Source organism: Streptomyces sp. NBRC 110028, assembly GCF_001417735.1.
Lineage (GTDB): Bacteria > Actinomycetota > Actinomycetes > Streptomycetales > Streptomycetaceae > Streptomyces.
The window spans coordinates 1-22,920 of the sequence record NZ_BBUZ01000067.1 but is presented as its reverse complement, the minus strand read 5'-3'; the positions used below and the strand labels follow the sequence as shown (position 1 = coordinate 22,920).

Here is a 22,920-nt window from a genome sequence, read left to right as displayed (position 1 = left end):
GCCTGTTGCGGCGACTCCGCAATGCTCTGCGTGGCGAGGCGTCAGCAGGGCGAGCGTGTGCGCCCTGACGATGCTACTGATCAAGAAAGGTTATCTTGAGATGCCGTACAGCCAGATCGGCAGGGCACACGCAAACGCTCTGCAGAACTTGCTCGTTGCCTGTCCCACGCCGCTTCTGGACGAGGGCATCTGACGAGCTGCACTTCCCTTCCTCTTATCTGTGCTCAGCATCCACACGGGCAAGGGTGGACTCAAGCCGGTGAGCCTGGTGGCAGGAGTAAGCCGACACTGAGCTGAACCGGATGTTGCCAGGATAGGGGCGCTTGTTCACCCTCGCTTCGGCTCAGGAGTCGATACGTCATGCGTAAGAACGCTCGCCGTACCATCCTCGCCTGCTGTGTGGCCGCCGCGACCGCCGGTTTCGCACTCCGGTCAGTGCCGCCACGGCCCGCTTCTACCTGGCCTCCCTCAGCGTGACCGCCGAGCATTCCCGTACGGGTACGGCAGGGACCTGTTCCCGCACTGGATCACCATCACCCTGGCGTCGAGCGAGTGCTGATCCCGCCCAGCTGCGGCAGCCTTGGCTGACCCGTTCCCCGCAGCGCCCGCGGGGGCGTGCTGGCCGCTGCGGCTGCTCGATCGGCTCTGTCCGTTCGCGCGAGCCATGGTGACAGGGTCAGCAGTCGGCGTACTGCCGGAGTATGGAGATGACCCCGCGGACCTTGGCCTCGGCATTGTGGGGGAGCGGGTCGGGGTTGAAGTGCATCAGGTCGTTGCGGATTTTACGGACCTCATCAAGGCGCTTGGTGAAGGCCGCGCGATCCAGTGGCCAGCCCAGCTCCTCCCACCGCTGGCGGTTGCCCAGGACGCTCAGGTAGTCGCCGAAGGTCAGCTGGTCGAACGAGGTCAGGCGGCGGGAGTTGTCGCGGTCGCACACGGCCGTGACATCGGCCAGGTCGAAGCGGTCGGTGATGACGGCACGCAGGCGTCGGTCAAGTTCTCCGATGAGCAGGAACGGGGTGGCTTGCGTGCCGTAGGCGAGCGCGACGTCGGCGACGGTCAGAATGCCGATCTCGCCTCGGGCGCCGCGCACGAGGAGGAAATCGGTGTCTGCCAGGATGGGCAGGACATCGACGAGATCGTGGTCGAAGCGGACCTCCCGGGCGTCGACCACCGCGTCGGTCAGTGTGCAGTCAGCCTTACGGTGGCGGGCTTGGGCGATCGACTTCCATGTCACCGCCCCCTTCAGCTGGTGGCCGGCTATGACGGGCAGCTGGGAGAAGTCGTTCAACAGCAGCAGGGTCACTGCGCTTTCGAGCGTTGCCTGAGGGCTGATGCTCACGACCTCGCCCATGGCGGAGGCGATCGTGCCCACGGTCGGCCCCGGCTCCCTCACCGGCCGCTCCTCGCCACCGTCCAGATCATCCCGGGCCGGTACATCAACGCCGGGCTCCTCCTCGACGGGCGCGCGCTGCAACCGCACTGCGGTCTCAAGACTGACCTGTGTGAAAGGCGGCACGGTGACGAGACTGTGGTTGGCCAGGGCGGTCTCGATCCTCTCCGTCACCATGCCGCGGCCGTACTCGCCCCACCATCCCAGCAGCTCACGCACGAGCAGTGTCTGCGGCCGGTTTTCGGCTGCTGCCTGCCGAGCGGCCTGCAGGCGCAGGTGCCGCTCCTTCTCGCTCAGAGCTGCTGTGGCGGGCTCATCACCGGCGTCCTCGTCCTCGGGCGGCGTTTGTGCACTCTCCTCCACGGCCTGGTCAAGGAGCTGCTGGCGTACGGCGTCGAGGTCCCGTCCGTCGTCGAGCTGCCACGCGGTCCAGCCGTCGAAGCTGCCGTACCCGACGGCAGCGCGCGCGGCGGTGGAGGGGGAGCGGTAGATCTGCCCGCTGGGCAGGAGCCGTATCGCGCCACCCTGTTCGTGTGTCACCTCTGCCTGGTGCCGCTCGCCCTTCTTCTTCCGCGCGAACGTCAGAGGTTGCCGATCGGTGAGCAGCCCGGCAGCCAGCAGGTCTGCGATCCGCACTCGCCGCCCGTCCAGCAGGTACGGATGCGCGGAAGGCGGGGGGCCTTCTGCTGCCTCATTCATGACCTGCCCCGTCCCGTTCCTCGCGCGTGCGCGCAACCGCTGCTCCTGATTCCACCGGGGACGATCCTAATCGCGGGCGAGGCGCGGTAGGCGGCACATCAACCGTGGCCGGCGTCCTCGCGGATACAGGACAAGCCACCGCTCCGCCGCTGGGTGCGTGCGGCCCGACCACACGCACCCAGGCACACCGCGGGGGAGCGTTCGATGCCGCTCAAGCCGGTCCTGGGATGTAACGGCCTTGAGCCTGCGATACCCCCCGGCCCGCCGGCATCGCGCACTGGTTGTGGAGACACGAAGGAGCTCAGGGCCCGGCAGCCCTCGCTCGGACGATGGCTCCCGAAGCGGGGTGGGCGACGGAGTACGCCTTGTTGTCAGTGCCCCCTGGGACACTTGGCCTGGAGCGTGATCAGCAAGGGAGATACCTCGTGGCTCGAAGCAGCGGCTTCAAGATCAACAGGCAGGGCATCCGGAAGATGATGGGGGAGATCCAGCGGGAGATGGACAAGTACCCGGTCACCGCCAGAGTGCAGGCGGACTCGGATGTGTCCTTCGGCGACACGAACGTCTTCAACGGTCCGGTCATCCACGGCGACGTCCGCGGTTCCCAGCTGGCCTGGGGCAATAACTCCGTGAGTTAGAATCAGGACCAGAGCAATCCGATCGCCCCGGGCTTCGAGGCCATCGCCGAGGCCGTGGTAGACACGCTGAGGCAGCTTCCGATTCTTGGCGTGTCGGACGAGGACCTGGAAGATGCCTCGGCTGTCGGCGAGGAGGTCCTCAACGAGGTCGTACAGCCCGAGCCGGACCGTGGCGTGATCCGGCGTGCTGCGGCTGCACTCAAGGGCTATCTTGCGCCGATCGCCACAGGCGCGGTCACGGCCGGGGCCGTGACCGGGGGTGAGGAGACCGCACGGGTCCTGATCGAACGTCTCAGCACTGCCCTGTAGACCAAGCCCGAATCGCTGCCTGACGCCTCTGCTGGATCCCCACCTTCGTGGGGGTCCAGCAGAGGCATCAGCGCTTCTCAACGCTTCTCCATCGCTGTCGAAGGCGTCTCGGGGGCCCGAGCAGAACCAGGCGGGAGAAAATCGGTGGGGTCCGGTCCGGAGCTGTGCCGATACTGTCGACGACGGAAGTGAGGTTCCCATGCCGCAGGTTGAACCGAGTGTTCTCGGCGCCCTCATGGAAGCGGCGAAGGAAACCGTTTCCTATGAGGCCATCGCCGTCGTGCTCGCGGCCGCGGACATCGACACGACCACGGCCGCCGCACAGCAGCGTGACGCGCTGCTCGCCGCGCTGCGACTCCGGCTATCCGGGACCGGGAAGGCGCAGGGCTTCACCGGGACGTTCCCCGGCGACCCGCTCAAGGGGCGCTCTGCGAGCCTGCCCGAGGGCACGGCCGCCCGGTTGGAGATCTGGAGCGCCTACGCCGATGCCGTGAACACCCCGTTCGTCCGGGGCCGCCTTCATCATCTGCTGTTGGCCGCGGGACACGGCCGCAAGCACGATCACGCCCGGTGCGCGGCCGCCGGATACCTGGACGCGGCACCGCTTCTGCTCGCCGCCCCGAGGCGTTTTGCCGGACTGCGACGCGCGAGTGAGTGCCTACGCTGGGCCGGAGACCTCGCCCGGACCTTCAACCTGAAGGACCTGCACAAGCGCGTCACCGAGGACATGGTCGCCCTGGTCGAACGCGTACTGGCCGATACCGAGGACGATCCGGGGATCGTGGACGGCCTTCTGGAAGGACTGCGTGTTCAGCGGTACGACATCAAGGACTTCGCGGAACGCGCCGCACGTCGCTATGCCAGCGATGTACACGCCCGTGTCGGCTTCCTCAAGCTGATGAAGGTGGAACCCGGACCCCGCCGAACCGACATCGACACCCAGATCGTCAGCGCCCTCCTCGACGCCGCCGACGCCGACTTCAACGCTGGGTTCCGTCGCCACCTCCTGCTGACCCAGGCCGCGACAGAAGCACGGGATCGGGGTCTGTCCGAGCTGCGGGAGCGTGCCGAGATGGCCCTGCAGAACACCGATCCTAACTCCCTGGGATGGACCCGCATCCGTCGCGGACTCGCTCTCCCGCGTGCGCTGTTCAACGGGGGGCGAGCACACATCGACGCCGCCGCAGACCTGCGAGACGCCCTGTGGCGAACCACGGCAGACGTCCATCAGGCGATGCGCGAGCAGGCCGACGACGCGCGCGTACAGGAGGGTCTGCTGCGGATTCCGCGCACGCGCATCAACACTGCCGGACCTGTCCAGGTCACCCCGCCCGTCGACGCCGACGACAACCACGCCGTCGAACTGCAGGTTCTCGCGCTGGACATCCTCGGGCACCTCACCGCCCATCAACTTGACCACATCCACGAGCGTTTCGTACCCGGCGAGGCCGAGCTGATCTCCGCCCTGGCCCACGACACCGTGCTGCCCCAGCCGCGCGCCCGAACCCTTGCCCATGCCTTCCGGTACTTCTGGCTGGAGGAGCTCGACGCGGCGGCGTGCATCGCCCTGCCCCAGGTCGAGCAGATCCTCCGACAGCTCCTGCGCCCCCGGGTCCCGATCGTGTCTGCGCCCAAGGGGCAGAGCCCCGGCACCGTCGACCAACTGGGCGGACTCATCCGCAGCATGCCGGCCGCCGGGTTCCCCGCGGATTGGAGCCGAGCCCTGGAACTCCTCCTCGTCGACCCCGACCGCGGCATGAACCTGCGCAACAAAATCTGCCACGGCTTGATCGACACCCCACCCAAGCACCATGTCGCGCTCATCCTCCAGGCAGCGCTGTACCTGCTCAGCCACGCCCACGACCATCGAAACCCCGCGCCCGTCACCCAGCCCGCTCCCTGAATGGATTCCAGACAAGCTGAGCGCAAATAGGGGACAGAGGGATGGTCCTGGCGAATCAGAGTGCTGTTCGGCAAAGGCATCCTCAGCTGGACGTTCTCCCTGCACACGGGATGCTGCGGCCCCTCCGGCCGTCAGGCCCCGACGTTGATGCCGTAGTCGGCGGCCAGGCCCGCCAGACCGGTGTCGTAGCCCTGTCCGACAGCGCGGGCTTTCCAACCGGTCGTGTGGCGATAGAGCTCTACCGCGATCGTGACGGTCTCACCCGAGGAGAAGGGGCCCGGAGCGAAGGACAGCTGGGCTCCGGACGGCTGGGTGATACCTGCTTGCCAGAGGGTGTACTGGTCGAACACTGCTGCGGATTGGGCCTCGAGGTCGATGCTGACGATGACGGCGATCGTTGCGACGTCGTCAGGGACTAAGCCCAGGTCGGCGGTGACGGTGTCCCCGCCGACGCGGACCCCGTCATGGCTGGGATGGTTGTAGAAGATGAGGTCGTGGTCGCTGCGAACCTTGCCGTTGCGACCAAGAAGCACGGCGGACACATCAACGGGTGCGCCGGTGGCGGTGATACGGACCGTGGTCGGCTCGGCCTGTAGAGCAGTGCTGGCTCCCTTCGTCAGCAGGCGCCGAGTGCTGCTTTCCTCGGTGGCAGGCGTCGGGTTGGTGGGGGAGTGGGGTGTGGCCGAGGGCGGGCTGGTGCGGGTGAGCGTGGCGAGAACGTGCTGGAGGACGGGCCAGCCTTCTGCTTCCTTGCCAGGCCAGGGCCACGTCAGCCGCTGGGCGCCGAACAACGACATGGACCCCGCCGTGCTCCTGGACGTCCCGCTAATCGACCACACGTCCCTGGAAGAAATTCTCCCCGGCGCAGAAGACACCACGGAGGGGGCCGGTGGGGGCCCGGGAGGGGTGGACGCGTTTGTGCTGTACGAGCGGGGACGCGTCGAACAGCGCGTGGTCCACGAACCCGACCGTGTGGAGGCCCGAAGGGGAAAGAGCGCTCCTGAATGCCCCATACGAACTGGGAGCTGAGGCACTGGACTGGTTTGCCTGGAACCCCGTGCTCGACCCGCACCTCTGATTGGGAGCCGCAGCGGCCCACCTTCGACCTCCGTTTCGCCGACCGGGGCCGGTGACAGCCCACACGCATCTGGGCGTGTGCTGATGTGATCCTCAGCCTTCGCCGGAGCTTGGTCTGCGACCGGTGCAGCGGGCCGCCCGGCTTCCGCGTCGGGGGGGCACGCTACACCGACCGCAGGCGTGCGCGTGTTTCCAGCTTCAGTACAGGCCGGTCAGGCGGTCAGCCGCCGGGAACCCCGGCGGGGTGGCACCGGCGAGCTTTGCGTCCCGAGCCGCAGGGGCAGGCCGCGTTCTTGGCCACGCTGCGCCCGGGACCTTCCCGCCGCTGCGGCGTGCCGCGGCGAACCATGCTCTCGCCACGCTTCCGCCACCGTTGCAGTGGTACCGGGAGGGCGCCAGCGCGCTCGAGAACCCATGGGCCCACGGCGCTGAACGCCTCGTCCTGGGAGCCGCGTGAGAACTCCAGGATCTCCTGCTCACTGCCCTTCAGCAGCAGTCCGGCAACAGTGGGGTACTGCTTGCCGGCAAAGGCCTTCATGCCCTGGACCTTGAAAACGTCCTTAGCGAAAGCGGCGCCCGCGATCAGCGCTGCTCCTGTGACGACGTCTCCCTCGCCCTGATCGTCGATCCGGTTGAACAGACGGATCAGCAGCTCCTCCGCGTCGCTCACCGGCAGGTCTCGTTCGCCTGCCAGAGCGTCGGCGAACCGTTCCCGGATCTCCTCAGGAGCGCGGTAGGAGAACTCGTCCAGATGCCTCTCGTGCTCGAAGTGAAGGGTGTGGACGCCTGGCTGCAGCCCCGATTCGTGGGCGCCCACGGCGCTTGTGGACTCGAAGCCGACGAACCGCACCACGGCATCTCGCACAGTCCCCTTGCGGTACTCATCACCCAGACGGGAGTGCGGAGAAAACAGGAAGGGGCACACCTGGACTGCGTACAGCGCGCACACCTCGTGCACCGGCGCTTCCCCACTGACAGCGCTCGGCAATAGCCCTTCTTCCTGGAACACCATCTGCCAGCGCAGTTCGTCGGCGAAAGGCAGACCGCACACGGCGCACCAGTCAAACGTGGCCAGAGCGAGCTTGCGCCGTTCGCTGATCGCTCCGAAGTTCACCTCCTGCGGACTGCGTTGCACCGTCGCGATCACTGGATAGCCACGACGGTCGACCGCCAGGTGCTTCATACGACGCGGTAACTCCACCGTGTTCTGCGGTGCAGGCCTCATCTCAACCCCCCTTGCAGATGGCACCGGTACTTGTCCGGTGCCACCCCTCCAATGAGCAAAGCATCAGTATGCCCCGGCGGCTTCCAGCTGGGACTGCTGGCCAAAATTCGCCCATGCCGGGAGCGCCTGTCTGCCTCGCCCATGCCTGTGCGGCAGCCCCGGCCCTGGTGGCCATCAGGCCGCACCATGAACGGGTCCCGCCGTCCTGCTTTAGGTCCGCATGCCTGCGATAAGGCGATACGGGCGTTCATTCTACTGCCCGTGCGGGCACCCCTGCCTCGAAGGCTGTCTTCCCCCTTCCTTATCGCCGGACGAACCAGCCTCCCCATCTACAGCGGTTGCTGCTTCGTCTGCCGGGAAGCTGGGACAGTGTCATCCCATCGACGGCACCTTCCAGCCAAGGCATCCGGCATGTCACTCAGGGCCCTACAGTCGGATCCTCTTTGACGGTCGCCTCATCGGAGCGGGGATGAAACGGGAACGTGCGACGCAGCTTCTGACGGACATGCTTGGCCGGCTGGAGGCCAGCGGCTGGCCGCTGGACCTGGTCGATGAGGTCTACGTCTTCGGTTCCTATGCCCGCGGGGCGCTGGAGCCGGCCGACGTCGATGTCGTGTCGAGCACCGCACGGACGACCGGCTGACCGCCGAGTTCGTCCGTGCTTTGTCCTATGGGCGTGATCCGTCGGCATCCATGAAGCGTGCCTTGAAAGGCCGATCACGCGGGATCCAGCTCCAGTTGCGTGAGCGCGCATCTCTGGAGAAGGACGGCATCGCTCTGACGCTCTTGTGGCGTAAGGGGGAACCTATGACAGCCGCACGAGCCCGCCTGGCCGACCTCGCTCCCGATCCGTCGGCCGGACGGGCTCAACGCGACCACATGATCGAAGCCCTTGAAGGCATCGACCGGTGGGTCCCCCGACCGGTCCGTGCAGATCTTGCTGCACTGGTCGAGAGGAATGCGGTGAGCATCGGCCAGTTGGAACTCGCCGGAACCGAGCCGGCACACCCGTTGTCCCAGCGCGCGCTGAAGCGCTGGTCTTCCACGAGCCCTCTGCAGGGCAGCTGCCGCAGCTCTCGCGCACGCCGAGAGCTGCGGGTGCGACATGGAGGCCGTGCACCTGCACGGACAACCCCTGCACGGATGCTGGGACGCCGCACCTCACCCGTCCTCGGGATCGGGCTGGGCTGGCAGCGCTACGGGCGCCTCGCCTACCTCCTCGAGTGGATCGAAGTCATCCGCCCCACGCGCGCCCAGCCCCTGCACGCACTGCACGTCACTGTTACCGACCGCAGCCTCTTGCCGAGCCCCTGACCGCCGACGACCAAACCATCGGCAGGTCTGGCATGGCCGTCACGCGCTGAGCGGCTTCTCGATCAGCGGCGCGTGATCGAAGTAGCGGTGCTCGGCGCTTAACCGGATCTCGCGGACCCCGGGGTACGCCTGGGGCAGGGGATCGTTGGTGACGGTGATGATCTGACAGGCGAAGCCGTCGGGGGACCGATCGTCGGCCGCGGTGATCAGAGCCTTGAGGAGCCGCGTACTGGTCTGCTCATCCAGGCCCTGGGCACCGAATCCGCTCAGCGGAGAGTCAATGAGCAAGAACGGCGGCACGGTTACCGTTGGCTCCTCGCGCGCGAGATCCCGCAAGGAGAGCAGGACCGCGATGTTGGTAACCGTTTTGGGCCCTCCGGCGACTGAACTGTCCTCGAAGGCCTTGCCGTCCACCAGCGTGGTGAAGTCCTCGGCATCGATGGTCGCGACATTCTTGCTCGGGTCGATCTCGCGTACACGAGCCAGAAACAACTCCGACCAGCGGTGCAACAACTCTTTGCGGCGCTGCACGCGCACCGCACGGGCAGCGTCCCGGTCGCGGAACGCATCCTTCCGGTCCTGCTCACAGGCCCTCACCTCGCGCTCCTGCACCGCGATATAGCCAGCTTCCTCCAAGCGCACCGCAAGCTGTTCGATCTCCTTGAACAGCCCATGAGCCGTCTTCTCAAGCTCATGCACCTTGGTCCGCTGCGGGCCCAGGACCTGCTGCTCGTAAGTGTCACGCGCATCTAGCGCAGCCCGCGCCACCGTCTCCGCGCGTGCTGCCGCATCAACGGCGGCACGGGCAGTCTCCTCACGCGCCGTGCGGATCATGACAGCGCGGTCCAGCTCCGCCTGAGCACGGGCGAGAGCCTCCTGGCGCCGCTCTTCACGGCCACCTTCCTCGGTACAAGACTGCCCGCACTGCCGACACAAGCCCGGCTCCCTCTCAGGCAGAGCCTGCCCGCACCACGAACAGCCCCCTCATTCCTCATCGCAGCGGCATTAAGACCGTTGAGATGCCCCTGCGCCCTGCCCTGTGCCTCAGACGCAGCCCGCAGCAGCGCCACCGCCTCCTCTGACTTGCGACGAGCCCCACTGAGGTCCTTGTCCGCCACCTCGTACACGGCCTTCAGCCGCCCGCATTCACCCGCCATGTCGCTGTAGACGGCGTTCGCCTCATCCCACTGTCGGGCCGCCTCCTGATGAGCCCGCGTCTTCGCAGCGTGCTGCGCTCGAACAGCCTCCGGGTCGGCCAGCACTCCACTCTCACGCAGCTTATTGAACTGGTTCAGCACCCGCTTGGCCTTGCTGTAACGGTTGTCGGCGTCGTCCGCCGCATTCTCCAGGCGGTCCAGCGCAGCATCTCGCAGCCCCAGAAGCACCTCGAACAGCAGGACACGCTCGGCCTTGCTCAGACCGCCCAGGTACTCGGTGGCGATCGTCGCCTGCCCCAGCGCCATGATCCGGTAAACATGCGACAGATTCAGCGTCACCGCGCCACTACGCATCGGCTGGATCCCGAAAAGCTCCAGGATGAAGTCCCCCGCGCTCACCTCACCCGCCTTCGACACCTGGACAGGGAAGGACCGCTCCGGCTCCGCGGAACTGCTCAGGTCCTGAAAGATCACCTGACCGCCGGACGACCGGCCGCTACGACTTGCCTGCCAGCGGGTGCCGGCCACGCGGAACACCAACCGGACCACATCACACTGGCGAACCTCCGGCATGACCCTGCTCTTGGTCAGCCCCAGCGCGTACAGCAGTGACTCCGCGCCTGTGGATTTGCCCGAACCAGCAGGCCCCGTGAGGAAAGTCACCAACCCTTTGAAGGCGCGGTAGCGCCACTCGTTCTTGTACAGGAACTCAAAACGCTCGAGCACGAACGACGGACCCACCAGAACCCCTCCCTACACCGGGGCCCGACATGACCCCGCCCAGGACACAACGACGTCCAGGGCACCGGAGTGACGCGGCCCGCGCCGACGACCCACAGGCCAGCGCCGAGACTGCCCGCACCTCCACCACCCGACGAACGCAGGACGTACCCTCAGCGGGCCGTGCCGCCGTGAGCGGGTGCATCACATCGCGCCGATCACACCCCGGTTCGATGGTTTACCAGGTGCACTTGACAGGCCCTGCGATGTCTCCTCCACGCGGAGGCGGCCACGACATCACAGCCCCACATTCGCAGGGCCTCGTCGACTGCAGGTTGCCGCTGACCTGCGCTAGTGCCGCATCAGGCAACGTTCGCCCTGTTCACGACCGCGCGGAGGCGTTCGTCGGCAGCGTGCTTGTTGCGCCAGATGATGTAGCGGCGGATCATGCTCCCTTGCTCTTTGTGGCTGGCGTGGTCGGTGCCGTCGAGAGCGAAGTAGCGCAAGGCGGTTAACTGGGCCTCGATCCGGTTGAGCCAGGAGCTGTTGGTCGGGGTGTAGGCGATCTCCACGTTGTTCGCCGCCGCCCACGTCCCGACCCGCTGGCACCGCTTCGTCGTCAGGTGCGGTGAGTAGTTGTCACAGACGATCGCGATGCGCACGTCGACCGGGTGCAGCGAGCGCAGGTAGCGGCAGAACTCCAGGAACTTCGAGCGGTTCTTGGTCTTCTTGATGTGCCCGTAGAGCTGGTCTTTGGCCAGGTCGTAGGCGGCGAACAGGTGGCGGACACCGTGCGGGCGGGTGTAAGTCGCCCGGCGACGGGGTCTCGGATCGCGGTCGGGGTCCTTGTGGCTGCCGCCGCGGTCGGCCCAGTGCCGGCCGGGGTGCGGCTGGAGGTTGAGCGGCCCGAACTCATCCATGCAGAAGATGACTTCGGGCTCGTCTTCCTCAGGTATGACTTCACCGTCGGCGATCGCGTAGAGGTATTCGACGCGGGCCTTCTTGGCCGCGTAGTCGGGGTCGCGGGAGGTCTTCCAGGTCTTCACGCGTTGAAATGAGACGCCCTCCTCGCGGAGCAGGACCCGAAGGCCCTCGTGGCTGATGTCGTCGACCACCCCCTCGGCGACCAGGAAGTCGGCCAGCTTGGCCAGGCTCCAGGTCGAGAACGGCAGGCCGTGCTCGGCCGGCTTCGACTTGGCGATCTTCTTGATCTCTCGGCGTTCGGGAAGGGTGAAGGTCTTCGGGCGGCCGCCCTTGTACTTGGGATAGAGCGAGTCGAAGCTATCCGCGTTGAAGTTGTGAAGCACGTCGCGGACCCGGTCCGCGCTGGTGAACGTCACCTCGGCGATCTTCGCCACCGGCATGCCCTGCGCGGATAACAACACCATCTGAGCCCGCCGCCAGGTCACCACCGAACCGGTGCCTCTGCGGATGATCCGCAGCAGGCGCCGGCCCTCGTCGTCATCAATTTCCCGGACCCGCACGCGTTCAGCCACGTGATCATTCTGGCCGTCTGGGACTTCCCGGCGCAGCAACTGGGCGACACATCACGGCAGGGCGAACGTAGCTTGATGCGGCACTAGCGGTGCTCAGGCTGTCGGCGGCCGAGTGCGCTGAGCGTTTCGACCAAGGCGTCGGCCGGGTCGTGTGGGGCGGGTGGGCGATAGGTTCCCAGATCGAGTCGCTGACGCAGGACCAAGCCGCGTCCGCGAGCCAGCCGAGCTCGAGAAGGTGATCGCGGGCGAGGCACGCAGGCCCTGGCGCAGGAGCCGATGAGCAGGAGCCGGTCCCGGGCGGGCTGGTGTTCCGCTGCTCGCCCAGCGCGACGAGGGCCCGCTGGGCGGTGTGGGCCCAGTCGCGTGGTGACCAGCGGTCGTCGGTGCAGTCATCCGCGGTGCGGATGGTGGAGCGGATCAGCCCGTGCAGGTGGAATGGCCACAAGCCGAAGGCGGAGGGTACGAGGCAGACGAATGCCTGGTCCGGACGCAGGGCACGCATCGCCTCATAGGCGATACGGGACCCGCCAGAGGCGGACTCGCCAACGCGGGCAGCTGGAGTGACCCCGAGGCGGTAGCCGAACAGTACGGCACCCACTATCTACTGGCAAAGGGCCTCGCCCAGCGCTTCAGCGTCAGCCCCCGCTGATGCGGCGGCCTCAGGAAGCATGGCGGGAAACACTGGCTACGACGGCCCGTCAGCGCCCGGCACCTGCTCCATACCCGGCTCCCGCAACGCGCCCAGCTGCTCCTGGATGAGCGTCCCGCCTTGACTTGGCGTTCGCCTGCCGGAAGCCGACGGTATTTCAACGAGGCTGCCGACGTGGTTACACGGTGACGCGTCGCCGGGTCTCTCAACATGTGCCGGGCTGCGGTGGTCCGGCACATTTCTGGGAGGGCAACCGGGTTGGATACAGCAACCGTCATCCTGACGATCGCCTCGATCGTCACCGGCAAGGTCTGTCTGCTGGTCGGGCTGTGGCTGCGTCTGCGGTGGCGGACTCGGCATGAGCATGTTCAACGCGAGCACCTCACCTCGTTGACCCGGTCGATCGTGCAAGGTGGTCAAGGGGAGGTCGTGGAGCAGCGGCCCGACGGGCACAGCGTCCGCATCAAGATCACCAGGAGCTCGGGGGAGAAGAACGCGGCGTGAGTATCCATGACCGTGCTGCCGAGCGGGCAGCGGCCACCCGGGCCTTTTCTGCGTTCTACCGTGACAACACCAAGCCGTTGATTGCGTATGTGATCGTCAGCGGCGCGCCTGCGGCGATCGCTGCGGAAATCGCCCAGGACTGCATGATCGAGCTGTTCAAACGGTGGGAGCGCGTCAGTCATCCGCGGGCCTACGTCTACAAGGCTGCGGCACGGATGTGGGGCCGTCGGGCCGCGAAGGTGCGGATGGAAGCGCCCGTCGACGCGATACCCGAGCCGACGTCCCTGGTGCCCAAGCCCGATGCGCTGGCGGAGTTCGAAACGCGGCACGAGATGCTGCAGGTGCTGAAAGCCCTGCCTCCACGGCAACGGCAGGTCCTGCTCTTGACCCTTCAAGAATTCACTCCGGCCGAGATCGCAGAGCAACTGGAGCTGGAAGCAGGAACGGTCCGCGCCCACCTGATGAGAGCCCGCCGAGCCGCTGCTGCCCGTTTCGAGGAGGAGGAGCGGTGACCGACAACCAGCGCGTCTACCTGCACGCGGAGCTCGAGGGCGAAGGCAATCAGCCGCTGGCACGTCCGAAGGAGAGGACCGGTCGGGCCCGGCGGCGCTACCAGGTCGCTATCGAAGCCCTGGTGAGCACAACGGCCGACCCTGCTCACGTCGCAGATCTGCATCCCGGCCAGCAGCGCATCTGCGACCTGTGCCGGGAAGTCAAGTCGGTGGCCGAGGTGTCGGCGCTCCTGTCGATTCCGCTCGGAGCCACCCGCCTCCTCGTCGCCGAACTCGCTGCGGCTGGCCTGGTGGCCGTCCACCAGGCGGGCGACGGCAACGCCAGCGGCCCACCAGAGGCGACGCTACTCGAACGAGTGCTCAACGGGCTCCGCAACGACGAAGCAGTGGAGCGGTGGCTCGCGGATAGCTGCCAAGCGGTGGTCGACGACCTCGGCCATGCCTTGGACACTGAGGCAGGCCTTCGTGAGGTGCTGCTTCAGCACCACCACGACGTCGCCGTTGACAGTCTCGACGATGTTCTGGACGTCGAGGCCGGCCTGCGCGAGGCCTTGGGAGTTCAAGACGATCTCGACACCTGAGAGAGACCTGATCCCGGTCGGCGAGGCGACGGTCAGCTCCCGACGGGGCACGGTCAGGTGCACTGCTGGGCCCGTGGTGGCGCATCCGCTTCCAGGCCATGACGGTCGAGGAGACTCGGGCATGGATGGAGCGGAACATCAGCCCCAAGGAGGCCGCTACTGGCACCGCTGCGAGCGGTGTGCCCTCGTCCTGTGACACATCCCCAGCTGCACAGGCAGGCCGGTCCGAGCCCAGGAACGAAAGGTGGAACACAGCAAAGCCCCGCTCCCGAGCGGGAACGGGCTGTGGCTCTCCTGCCCGACGTGCGGGTGCGGCTCTCGTCCTGGGCCGGGCCCGGCGCCGTACCCTGGTTGTCGACGCGGGCGAGCCGCGCAACGCGCCCGCCGCGCACATGCGGGGCTATCTGTCCCGGGACGGTATGCCGCCCGCGGAGTTCCTGGAGATCGGCCGCAAGGAGATCGCGCGGTACGGTGTCGAGCTGGTCCGGGACACGGCCGTGGACATCACCCGAGAAACCCGCGACACCCGCGAAACCCGAGAAACCCGCGACACCCGCGAAACCCGAGAAACTCGCGACACCCGCGAAACCCGAGACTTCACGGTGATGCTGGCGAGCGGACGGACCGTTCAGGGCCGACGTCTCGTCGTCGCCACCGGCCTCAAGGATGTGCTCCCGGACGTGCCCGGCGTGGCCGAGCGCTTCGGCAAGGACGTCCTGCACTGCCCGTACTGTCACGGCTGGGAGGTCCGCGACCGGGCCTTCGGCGTGCTCGCCACGACTCCGCTCAGCGTGCACCAGGCGCTGATGGTGTCCCAATGGTCGAAGGACGTGACCTTTTTCCTGCATACAGTCGAGCAGGACGAGCTGCCGGACGACGATCTGTGCAGGTTGGCCGCGGCCGGTGTCGACGTGGTGCCGGGCGAGGTCGACGGGCTGGTGGTGGCCGGCGACCGGGTCACCGCCGTGCGGCTGAAGGACGGCACGACGTTCGCGCGCGAGGTCGTGTTCACCACGCCCGGGGCCGTCCCGCAGACGGATCTGCTCGCACGGCTGGGCGCCGAGCTGTACCAGACCCCGTTCGGCTCGTACCCTGTGGTCGATTCAACAGGCCGGACGACCGTGCCCGGTGTGTGGGCCGTGGGCAACGCATGGGCTTCGCCGAGCAGGTCGTGAACGCGGCGGCCGGCGGCTACCGGGCCGGGGCCACGATCAACCGGGATCTGCTGATGAGCGACCTCGACGCGGCCATTCAGGTGTAGCCCTGTCTTCTTGGTGCCCATCACCTGCCCCTGAGGAGCGACCGCACGCTGCTGTGGGCCAGGTCGGCACAGGGCGCGTGGTCCCTGACAGGAGAAGTCATTGCCGTGCCATTGTGTCGGTCGGCATGCTCACGGCCGTGATCACTGGATACGAATCCGCCGAGGCCACCGTCGTCATACCCGTCAGTGTGCGCGACCTGCTGCCCCGAGACCTGCTGGCGTGTACCTGGGCGGGGTCGGCCACCCACCTGCGCCACGTAGAGCGAGAGTTGGTGCGCGCCGCGGCCGGGGAGGTGGACTACCTGGCTGTATGCACCCCGGTGGATCTGCCGGTGGCGATCGGCGGCATCGACTATCAGGTGTCGAAGGAAGCCGGAACCTTGTGGCAGCTTGCCGTGCTCCCGGCGCTCCAGTCCCGCGGCCTGGGAACGCTGCTGATCCGGGCCGCCGAGCAGAGGATCCGCAACCGCGGTCTGCGCAGGGCCGAACTCGCCGTGGAGGAGGACAACCCTCGAGCTCGCGCCCTGTACGAGCGTCTGGGCTACGCCGTGTACGGCCGCGAGCCCGATGTCTGGGACGAGGAAGGACCTGACGGGCTGATCCGCCGTCACGAGACGATGTGCGTTTTTATGGGAAAGGACCTTTGAGCCCCCGGCCTGGTGACCATCCAGACCGGACTGTTGTCGTTGGCCAGCGAGTGGATCACGAAAGTGCCCTGCTCGACCCCGTGGCGCATACAGTTCTCCCCCGACGGAAACACCCTGGCGGTAGCGGATGAGCAGGGACTACGGCGCTGGCGGCTCTCCTCCGGAAAGGAACTGCCCAGGCTCCGCCAGACGTCCCTGGAGCGGTATACCTTCAGCGACGACGGGGAGTTCGTGGCGGGCGCGGGCACGAACGAGATCCTGCTCTGGCGCCTTGACCGGCCGCGGGCCCCGGTCTTCCGCCACCCACTGGCCGAGGAGTACGAGGACGACGGCGGGGTCGCCATCGACATGAGTTCCCGTGCGATCCGCTACATCGGAAACAGGGCCGGCACCCGACCCGTGGTGCACACGCTCGATCTGGGCCGGTCCGTCACCTCCTCCTGGCGTGCGCGACCCGTCAACAACGCCACGTTCAGCGCGGACGGCAGCACGCTGGCCCTGGCCCACGCAGGCGCCCGCGCCGACCACTTCACCCTGCTCCACGCACGCAGCGGCAAGACCCTGGCGAACGTTCCCGGACTGGAGCGGGCCGCCCAGGCCGGGGGAAACGGCCCCTTCCTGCCGATGTCGCTGAGCGACGACGGGAACCGCTTTGCCTACGGCCTCGACGAGTCGCCGATCCCGTACGGCGCAGACGGGATCCGCGTGTGGGATACGAGAAGAAACCGGCAGGTCACGGCTCTCACCCCCGGGAATGCGGACTTCCTCTTCATGTCAGTGGTACTCAGCCCGGACGGCCGGGAGGTGATGACCACCGATACAGAGAACAGAGTCAAGGTCTGGGACACCCACAGCGGAAAGCGGCTGCGCACCCTGCCCCAACCGAACCGTGGCAACCGCGATGAGCAGGTCCAGGAAATCGGCGCGCTCAGCGCCGACGGCACAAAACTCCTGACGGACACCGGCGCCCTGATCAGGGTGTCCGACGGCAAGACCCTGCCCGACGAACTCGGGGAGTGCGGTGACTGCCTGTTCGCGTTCAGCCCGGACACGCGCCGGATCGCCACGGCGACGTACCGGGGAAAGGTGTCCCTGTGGGACGGCACCCTGCGTACGCCGCTGGGCACACTGCTCGGCACCCTCTCTCGCACCACACACGGCGCACGCGAGGAAACGACCGCGATGGCCTTCTCCCCGGACGGAGGCACCCTCGCCGTCGCCGGGAACCAAGGCACCCTGCAGCTATGGGACGTGACCTCCCAACAACCCCTCGGCCCCACCCTGCCCACCCCGGGCGACGGCATCCTGTCCCTGGCCTTCAGCCCGGACGGCGGCACCCTGTACGCCGCGGGTGAACACGTGCCGTGGCAGAAGTACGACATCGATCCGGACCGAGCCGTCGACACGGTGTGCGCACGCGCCGGAGCTTCGCTGTCCCCAGCCGATTGGAAAGGTTCCTCCCCGAAGCCCCCTACCGGCAGTTGTGTCGGCCCTGAGCGTACGCAGTCCTGCCCGTCGGCCTTGGCCACCTCGACCGCGTACCCGACGGGCTGATTGTGACCGCGGACGCCGCCCGGTACGAAACCGAGCTGGCGCGCGGCTTCGGCGCCGACCACGTCGTCGAGCGCGGCACCGATGTTGCCGGTCGCATTGGCGCGCTGGCCCACGACGGTGTTATCGGCCTCGTGGACGGCTCAACGCAGACCACCAAGACCGCGCTGGAGCAGCCGGGCCGAGGCGGAGCTGGAACGCCTGGATGTTGGTCAGGATCCCGCCAATCTTCGCCTTCGCGATCGGGGTTGTGGATGGTCGGCGAAGTACTGCTGCACTTCGTCGAATGAGGCGGTGCCGCCCAGTTCGGTGGTCTGGCGCAGCACCGCGCGCCCCGGGGTCGGCGGCTCGATGCCAGTCGGCGGGGGGCCAGCGATCCTCGGCGCGGTCGTCAGCGGTGCGCAGCGCGGTGCGGAGAGCGCCGTGCAGGTGGTAGGGCCAGATCGCGTACGGATCCTCGGTAATCATCGGCCGCTCGATGAGCCGACGCGCCGCGGCCTGGTGGGACCCGCAGCTTAGGTGGCCAGGTCCAAGTCGAAGGCGTCCAGCAGGGCGACCGACCGCAGGACGTGCCGCTCTTGGGGAGTGAGGTCGGACAAGCGGTGCGGGCAAGCAGAGCCGGGAAGTCCTGTCGAAGTCGTCCGGGCTGGGGTTGCGGCCGAGCGACGGAACTCCAGGAACCGCCATCTCTCATGGCCAGATTGGCACCATGTTCCTCACCAGGAGCGGAACCCTCGGCTTTCACTTTGTTCCACCAGGGCGTCAGAGGCGGTATCTCCGCTTAGGCTCACACAAGTTCGCACTCGAACTCAGGTTCCATCACTGTTGGAAGATCACTTGGAGATCACACGTGAGACGTGCCGGTAAGAGACTCGCGCAGTTATCCACCGCTGCACTACTGATCGCCGCCGCGACATCCCCGGCATCCGCCAACGACATTCCCAAGCCGCTCACCGACTCCAACCAAGCAACAACACTGGCGAAGAAACTCGGTGACGACCGGACCGGCGGCATGTACTACCAGGACGGGCGCATCGTGGTCACGGTCACCGACCCGGCAGCCGCGCAGACCGTCCGGGACGCGGGCGGCATCCCGAAGCTGGTGACCCGCAGTGCAGCTGAGCTTGCGTATATCCACGACGAACTCGATCAGTTGGGGGGCATCCCCAACACGGCTTGGGGTGTCGAGGCGCGTACCAACCAAGTGAACGTCGAAATCTTCGATGGGGTGTCTGCCGCTAACCAGGACCGGCTCGAAACAGTCGCCGCAGCCCACCCAGATGCGATCCGTATCGACCGTCTGAGCGGCAAGTTAGTTCCCGACGTCACCGACCTCCGCGGCGGCAACGGGATTAGTTCCGATGGCTGGCAATGCAGCGCCGGATTCAATACCAAGAACTCGGCGGGCACGATCTATACGCTTACCGCCGGGCATTGCGTACCGGGCACCGGTAATACATGGTACATCAGCCACAATGGAACGAAAATCGGCACCCAGACCGCGTACAACTTCGGCTATGGCACCGGCGGTTGGTGTGACAGCGCCTCTCGCGCCTGCGACTGGGCCAGCATCAAGGCTGACGGCCCCGACATCAACCCGCTAGGCACTGTCCGGTACTGGGGCGGCACCTACAAGCAAATCGACAGGTCCCGCTTTGCCATGGAAAACGAATCCCTGGATCGCATTGGTGTTAACAGCCAGGACACATCGGGCAATGTCACCAAGACCAGCGTGACTGTCACGTATAACGAAGGAACCCAACTGTACGGCATGGTCGAGTCCAACCTCTGCGGCCTGGGAGGCGATAGCGGAGGAGCTGTGCTGAACGGATCAACAGCACTGGGACTCCATTCCGGATCCTCCGATGGCGACACGGAATGCACCTCGTCCACGCCCACCTTCGGTAAGTCCTACGCTACACCGCTACAGATGCTGCTGAACCAGCGCGGCCTGCACGTCTACTGACAGCTTCCCCGCCGCTTCACCTGAGGGAACTAAACCTTCGTGCTACGCGTCCGAGGAACAAAACAGTCTGTCCTTCTACTTCTCTTCCGGGGATCCACATGCGTATCAGGGCATCACGTGCCGTCGGCCATCTCATTGTGGTGCCCTTGCTCACTGCCAGCTTGGCGGGCGCATCGGGTTGCGGCAATAAGAAGGAGACGAACGACAGCGCGAAGACAACGGACCGCGCCCGGCAGGTCGCCGCAGCCTGGGACGGGTCAACCGCAGCCGCCGTGTGGCGTGCCGGCTACCGCCCCATGGGGCAGGTGATCCAGCTGCCCCGCGGCGGTCTACGCAGTGAGGCCGACAAGCAGGCGTACCGAGACCGAAAGTTTGTTCTGCGAGGCAAAATGCCCGTCACCTGGCCAAAGGAAGGCCGGGTTACCTGGGGCGGGAAAGGATCGCTCACACGGCGGCTAGTGGGGCCCCACGCGTCGTTCGAGACCCTGGCAGATCCTCCCGTTGGCGAAGAAACGCACCTCACCGTCACAGGGGTCAAGCTGGGGGAGATGAGGCTGGCCACCAGCCGAGGGCCAGCTACAGCTCCTGCCTGGCTCTTCGCCTTGGACGGCTACGCCTCCCCCCTCAAGATGGCTGCCGCTCTCCCGTCGGACCTCCCTCGATCACCTATCGGACGAGCCCACGACATCCCTGGATACCCCATCAACCGACTCGTCAAGATTGCTGCGGACGGTCGATCGGTGAGCGTGATGGCCCTGCACGGTGTCTGCGAGGGCCCGCCCGTGGTCGATGCCGTAGAAACTGGCAGCAGCGTGGTGCTGTCATCTTCTGTTAAGCCCCACGGGGCCAGCGGCAAATGCACCGACCAGGCGAAGATGCAGCTGGTGACGGTCACGCTGAAGCACCCCCTTGACCAGCGTGTCCTACTTGACGCAATCACTGGCCAACCAGTTCCCTACAAGGGGTTGCATACAACCTCATCGCGCTGAACTCGGAATTGATGAGGATCTCTGAAATCGGCTCTGTCCGCAGTTTCGTGAAGGTCATGGCTGGGTGAGGATGCGGGTCCGAAGGAGCTCGAATGAGGCCCGTCCATACATGGCTCGCTTGAGCGTTTTCACCCGGTTTACATGTCCTTCGACGACTCCGGAACTCCACGGGAGGATGAGGCCGGCGGTGACGGCGTCGAGGTCTCGGCGGAGGAAGCCGGCGAATCCGCTCATCGGCTTCGGTGCGTCCTGCTCGGCCTGGCGGATCCACTGCTGGAGCAGGTGTCCGCGCTGGTGACGCACCAGATCAGCGAACGCGCGGGCGAGGTCGCAGGCGCGGGTGATGTTCGGGCAGGCGAGCCGGACCTGAAGCAGCCGCTCCTCCTGGCTCTCGGTGAGCGTGTCGCGCGGGCGCATGATCCACGAGGTGATCTTCCGCGGGCTGGGGGTGTCGGCCCGGACCGGTTCGGCGGTTCCCGCGCGCAGGGCGGCGAGGTGCTTGCGGACGACCTGGCGGCTGCCGAGGTAGCCGCGTTCACGGATTTCCAGGAAGAGGCGGGTGCCGCTGACCTGGCCCTGGGCTTCGGTGAAGCGGGCGTTGAGGTATGCCTTGAAGGGGTCCAGGACGCCGTTGGGCCGTCGGTCGCGGGCGGAGACCAGCATCTGGTCGAGGTCGGTGTCGCGGAAGCGGCGCACGGTCTTGCGGTCGAGGTTCAGCCTGCGGGCGATGGCGCTGATCGTCCAGCCCTTCCCCAGCAGCCGGTGGACGTCCTCGTAGCGGTGACGGGTCCGTTCGATGATCTGGGTGCGGGGCAGCTCGGCGGGCGGTAACAGCATCGGTGGCGGCTCCGGCACGTCGGTCCCCGTCTCCGCCACCTCCTCTTCGGCGTGTTTGCGCAGGCGTTGCGGTGCTGGTGGCAGGTCTTCTCCACCGCGGCGGACAGGTTTTGAGGCAGGTGCCAGCGATCAGCGACTTCGAGGGCGTCCGGGGCGGACTCTTTGACCGCCTTGGTGTAGGCGGTGGCCCGGTCACGGCAGATGATCTCGGCGCCGGGATGTTCGGCCAGCCAGGCCGCGAAGGTCTCCGAGGTGCGGTCGGGCAGCACGTCCACGACCCGGCCGGCTTCGACGTCGACCAGCACGGTGCCGTAGGTGCAGCCCTTGCGGAAGGCGAACTCGTCCACCCCCAGCACCCGCGGGGCGCGGTCCGGCACCGTCGGCGCCTTCAGCAGCCGCAGAAGCCGGGTTCGGCCGGCGGCCAGCCGCAGCCGGTGGCACAGCCGCGCGGCCGGACGGCCGCCCAGCTCGACTGCGATCGACCGCAGCCAGCCCGTCAGCCCGACGCTGGAGCGGCGGTGCCGTTCGGTCAGCCCGACGACCTGCTCGGCGAACGTCCTGCGGGAACAGCTCCTGCGGTCGCAGAAGTACCGGCGTACCCGGAGCCGGACCACGACCCGGCGGGATCCCAACGGCCGCTCATCCAGGGTTCGTTGGTACGAGCTGTGCACGCGTTGCGCCTGCTTCCGGCAGTCCGGGCACCGGCCCGGGCGACCGGTGGATATCGCCTCCACCACCAGGCCGCCGGAGGAGTCGATGACGCGCTCCACTCGCACATCGATCCCGGGAAACAGCACGTCCTCGACCGTCTTGCTCGCCATGGCGGGGAAGACCCTGCTGAAACGATCCCCCGTTCCCGCCCCTGACCTGGGGATTCACGGAACTGCGGACAGAGCCAATTTCGTAAGCGTCCACACTGGGCCAAGGGCGCCTTCCCGGCTGCGCACGAACGCCTGAAGCAGGCCGCCGCGATACCGCCGGACACAGCCGCGCAGCTTTCATCGACGTGTTGGCTGAGCTGGTCCAGGCGCAGGCTGACACGACTGGGTTCGTCGTTCTGCGCCGGTGGGCGGAGATCCTGGAACTGCACTTCCCGCCGGAACTCCCCGACCCCCGACCACACTACCGAGTAGGCACAGCTGCAGGCTGACCACGGTGGGGGCCATCTGAGAAGGGTGTCTTTCCTCTCGGCTGGTCAGACGTTAATGCCGAAGTCCATCGCGACACCGCGTAGGCCTGACGCGTAGCCGTGACCCACGGCGCGGAATCTCCACGTCCCGCGGTACCGGTACAGCTCGCCGGCAATTATGGCTGTCTCAGTGGCCGTGTCTTCGGAGAGGTTGTAGCGAGCGATCTCCCGACCACCGGGAGCGGCAACGCGGATGTAGGCGCTGTGGACTCGGCTGAAGTTCTGGCCCCGGCTCTCGGCGTCATAGATGGAGACGGGGAAAATGACCTTGTCGATGCCGGTCGGCAGTGCGGCGAGGTCGAC

23 protein-coding genes and 1 pseudogene are annotated in these 22,920 nt (G+C 66.9%); 14 read left to right on the top strand and 10 right to left on the bottom strand.

Going from position 1 to position 22,920, the window contains the following annotated elements:
• A partial coding sequence (locus ASC60_RS43620; protein ID WP_234357315.1) for a hypothetical protein occupies positions 1–193 on the top strand: 193 nt, incomplete at its 5' end.
• A gap of 483 nt (positions 194–676) precedes the next feature.
• On the opposite strand, the gene ASC60_RS37710 is transcribed toward ASC60_RS43620, so the two are convergent.
• Positions 677–2,092, bottom strand: coding sequence for a CBS domain-containing protein (locus tag ASC60_RS37710; RefSeq protein ID WP_063787288.1), 1,416 nt, complete (start codon positions 2,090–2,092; stop codon positions 677–679).
• A gap of 425 nt (positions 2,093–2,517) precedes the next feature.
• Between ASC60_RS37710 and ASC60_RS41400 the strand changes: the two genes are divergently transcribed.
• The 3 genes from ASC60_RS41400 to ASC60_RS37700 all read left to right on the top strand — a co-directional run bounded on the left by ASC60_RS41400 (position 2,518) and on the right by ASC60_RS37700 (position 4,942).
• The gene (locus tag ASC60_RS41400) at positions 2,518–2,730 is read left to right on the top strand and encodes a hypothetical protein (protein WP_107097269.1); all 213 of its coding nucleotides are present in this window, start codon (positions 2,518–2,520) and stop codon (positions 2,728–2,730) included.
• A 90-nt stretch (positions 2,731–2,820) separates the two neighbouring features.
• The gene (locus tag ASC60_RS41395) at positions 2,821–3,039 is read left to right on the top strand and encodes a hypothetical protein (RefSeq protein ID WP_159043406.1); all 219 of its coding nucleotides are present in this window, start codon (positions 2,821–2,823) and stop codon (positions 3,037–3,039) included.
• Between the two features lie 199 nt (positions 3,040–3,238).
• Positions 3,239–4,942, top strand: a complete 1,704-nt coding sequence (locus tag ASC60_RS37700) for a DUF4209 domain-containing protein (RefSeq protein ID WP_055558245.1) — start codon at positions 3,239–3,241, stop codon at positions 4,940–4,942.
• 131 nt (positions 4,943–5,073) lie between these two features.
• Here ASC60_RS37700 and ASC60_RS37695 read toward each other — a convergent pair whose 3' ends face one another.
• The 3 genes from ASC60_RS37695 to ASC60_RS37690 all read right to left on the bottom strand — a co-directional run bounded on the left by ASC60_RS37695 (position 5,074) and on the right by ASC60_RS37690 (position 7,202).
• Positions 5,074–5,739: a TerD family protein gene (locus ASC60_RS37695; RefSeq protein ID WP_055558244.1), complete on the bottom strand. Its 666-nt coding sequence runs from the start codon at positions 5,737–5,739 to the stop codon at positions 5,074–5,076.
• Positions 5,740–5,767: 28 nt separating this feature from the next.
• Complete coding sequence (locus ASC60_RS43855) at positions 5,768–5,902, bottom strand: hypothetical protein (protein ID WP_267892866.1); 135 nt, start codon at positions 5,900–5,902, stop codon at positions 5,768–5,770.
• A 337-nt stretch (positions 5,903–6,239) separates the two neighbouring features.
• Positions 6,240–7,202, bottom strand: coding sequence for an SEC-C metal-binding domain-containing protein (locus ASC60_RS37690; RefSeq protein WP_055558243.1), 963 nt, complete (start codon positions 7,200–7,202; stop codon positions 6,240–6,242).
• Positions 7,203–7,713: 511 nt separating this feature from the next.
• On the opposite strand from ASC60_RS37690, the gene ASC60_RS41955 reads away from it, so the two are divergent.
• A complete protein-coding gene (locus tag ASC60_RS41955; protein ID WP_159043405.1) occupies positions 7,714–7,887 on the top strand; it encodes a nucleotidyltransferase domain-containing protein in 174 nt (57 codons plus the stop codon).
• A 164-nt stretch (positions 7,888–8,051) separates the two neighbouring features.
• Entirely contained in the window at positions 8,052–8,558 is a 507-nt protein-coding gene (locus tag ASC60_RS41950) for a hypothetical protein (RefSeq protein ID WP_159043404.1), read from the top strand.
• A 39-nt stretch (positions 8,559–8,597) separates the two neighbouring features.
• Here the strand turns inward: ASC60_RS41950 and ASC60_RS37680 are convergent, their stop codons facing one another.
• The 3 genes from ASC60_RS37680 to ASC60_RS37670 form a co-directional block, all read right to left on the bottom strand.
• Positions 8,598–9,392, bottom strand: coding sequence for a hypothetical protein (locus tag ASC60_RS37680; protein ID WP_055558241.1), 795 nt, complete (start codon positions 9,390–9,392; stop codon positions 8,598–8,600).
• Positions 9,389–10,456, bottom strand: a complete 1,068-nt coding sequence (locus ASC60_RS37675) for a hypothetical protein (RefSeq protein ID WP_055558240.1) — start codon at positions 10,454–10,456, stop codon at positions 9,389–9,391. The genes ASC60_RS37680 and ASC60_RS37675 overlap by 4 nt, the downstream gene beginning before the upstream one ends.
• A 341-nt stretch (positions 10,457–10,797) precedes the next feature.
• Positions 10,798–11,931 (bottom strand): IS630 family transposase, encoded by a 1,134-nt coding sequence (locus ASC60_RS37670; protein WP_055558239.1) that lies wholly within the window; start codon positions 11,929–11,931, stop codon positions 10,798–10,800.
• Between the two features lie 907 nt (positions 11,932–12,838).
• Between ASC60_RS37670 and ASC60_RS37665 the strand changes: the two genes are divergently transcribed.
• From ASC60_RS37665 to ASC60_RS37635, 8 genes and pseudogenes are all read left to right on the top strand, one after another.
• The gene (locus ASC60_RS37665) at positions 12,839–13,084 is read left to right on the top strand and encodes a hypothetical protein (protein ID WP_055558248.1); all 246 of its coding nucleotides are present in this window, start codon (positions 12,839–12,841) and stop codon (positions 13,082–13,084) included.
• Complete coding sequence (locus ASC60_RS37660; protein ID WP_055558238.1) at positions 13,081–13,596, top strand: RNA polymerase sigma factor; 516 nt, start codon at positions 13,081–13,083, stop codon at positions 13,594–13,596. The genes ASC60_RS37665 and ASC60_RS37660 overlap by 4 nt, the downstream gene beginning before the upstream one ends.
• Positions 13,593–13,970: pseudogene (locus ASC60_RS43615) on the top strand (DUF742 domain-containing protein); the annotation flags it as partial. The gene ASC60_RS37660 and the pseudogene ASC60_RS43615, both read left to right, overlap by 4 nt.
• Before the next feature lie 530 nt (positions 13,971–14,500).
• A complete protein-coding gene (locus ASC60_RS37650; protein ID WP_370593015.1) occupies positions 14,501–15,352 on the top strand; it encodes an NAD(P)/FAD-dependent oxidoreductase in 852 nt (283 codons plus the stop codon).
• A gap of 211 nt (positions 15,353–15,563) precedes the next feature.
• A complete protein-coding gene (locus tag ASC60_RS37645; protein ID WP_055558247.1) occupies positions 15,564–16,085 on the top strand; it encodes an N-acetyltransferase in 522 nt (173 codons plus the stop codon).
• 12 nt (positions 16,086–16,097) lie between these two features.
• Positions 16,098–17,639 (top strand): WD40 repeat domain-containing protein, encoded by a 1,542-nt coding sequence (locus tag ASC60_RS37640; RefSeq protein WP_055558236.1) that lies wholly within the window; start codon positions 16,098–16,100, stop codon positions 17,637–17,639.
• A 2-nt stretch (positions 17,640–17,641) separates the two neighbouring features.
• Positions 17,642–17,926, top strand: a complete 285-nt coding sequence (locus ASC60_RS43610; protein ID WP_234357314.1) for a hypothetical protein — start codon at positions 17,642–17,644, stop codon at positions 17,924–17,926.
• 560 nt (positions 17,927–18,486) lie between these two features.
• The gene (locus ASC60_RS37635) at positions 18,487–19,602 is read left to right on the top strand and encodes a S1 family peptidase (protein WP_159043403.1); all 1,116 of its coding nucleotides are present in this window, start codon (positions 18,487–18,489) and stop codon (positions 19,600–19,602) included.
• A 1,043-nt stretch (positions 19,603–20,645) separates the two neighbouring features.
• On the opposite strand, the gene ASC60_RS43605 is transcribed toward ASC60_RS37635, so the two are convergent.
• From ASC60_RS43605 to ASC60_RS37625, 3 genes are all read right to left on the bottom strand, one after another.
• On the bottom strand, positions 20,646–21,254 hold the full coding sequence (locus ASC60_RS43605) for a transposase (RefSeq protein ID WP_234357316.1): 609 nt from the start codon (positions 21,252–21,254) through the stop codon (positions 20,646–20,648).
• Between the two features lie 50 nt (positions 21,255–21,304).
• Positions 21,305–22,249, bottom strand: a complete 945-nt coding sequence (locus ASC60_RS40395) for an ISL3 family transposase (protein WP_055558234.1) — start codon at positions 22,247–22,249, stop codon at positions 21,305–21,307.
• A 374-nt stretch (positions 22,250–22,623) separates the two neighbouring features.
• A partial coding sequence (locus ASC60_RS37625) for a TerD family protein (protein WP_199831174.1) occupies positions 22,624–22,920 on the bottom strand: 297 nt, incomplete at its 5' end.

Coding starts and splice junctions, on each gene's coding strand:
- ASC60_RS37710 (WP_063787288.1), bottom strand. CDS start 2,092: ATGAATGAGGCAGCAGAAGGCCCCCCGCCTTCCGCGCATCCGTACCTG.
- ASC60_RS37700 (WP_055558245.1), top strand. CDS start 3,239: ATGCCGCAGGTTGAACCGAGTGTTCTCGGCGCCCTCATGGAAGCGGCG.
- ASC60_RS37695 (WP_055558244.1), bottom strand. CDS start 5,739: ATGTCGTTGTTCGGCGCCCAGCGGCTGACGTGGCCCTGGCCTGGCAAG.
- ASC60_RS37690 (WP_055558243.1), bottom strand. CDS start 7,202: ATGAAGCACCTGGCGGTCGACCGTCGTGGCTATCCAGTGATCGCGACG.
- ASC60_RS41955 (WP_159043405.1), top strand. CDS start 7,714: ATGAAACGGGAACGTGCGACGCAGCTTCTGACGGACATGCTTGGCCGG.
- ASC60_RS41950 (WP_159043404.1), top strand. CDS start 8,052: ATGACAGCCGCACGAGCCCGCCTGGCCGACCTCGCTCCCGATCCGTCG.
- ASC60_RS37680 (WP_055558241.1), bottom strand. CDS start 9,392: ATGATCCGCACGGCGCGTGAGGAGACTGCCCGTGCCGCCGTTGATGCG.
- ASC60_RS37645 (WP_055558247.1), top strand. CDS start 15,564: ATGCTCACGGCCGTGATCACTGGATACGAATCCGCCGAGGCCACCGTC.
- ASC60_RS43605 (WP_234357316.1), bottom strand. CDS start 21,254: ATGCTGGTCTCCGCCCGCGACCGACGGCCCAACGGCGTCCTGGACCCC.
- ASC60_RS40395 (WP_055558234.1), bottom strand. CDS start 22,249: ATGGCGAGCAAGACGGTCGAGGACGTGCTGTTTCCCGGGATCGATGTG.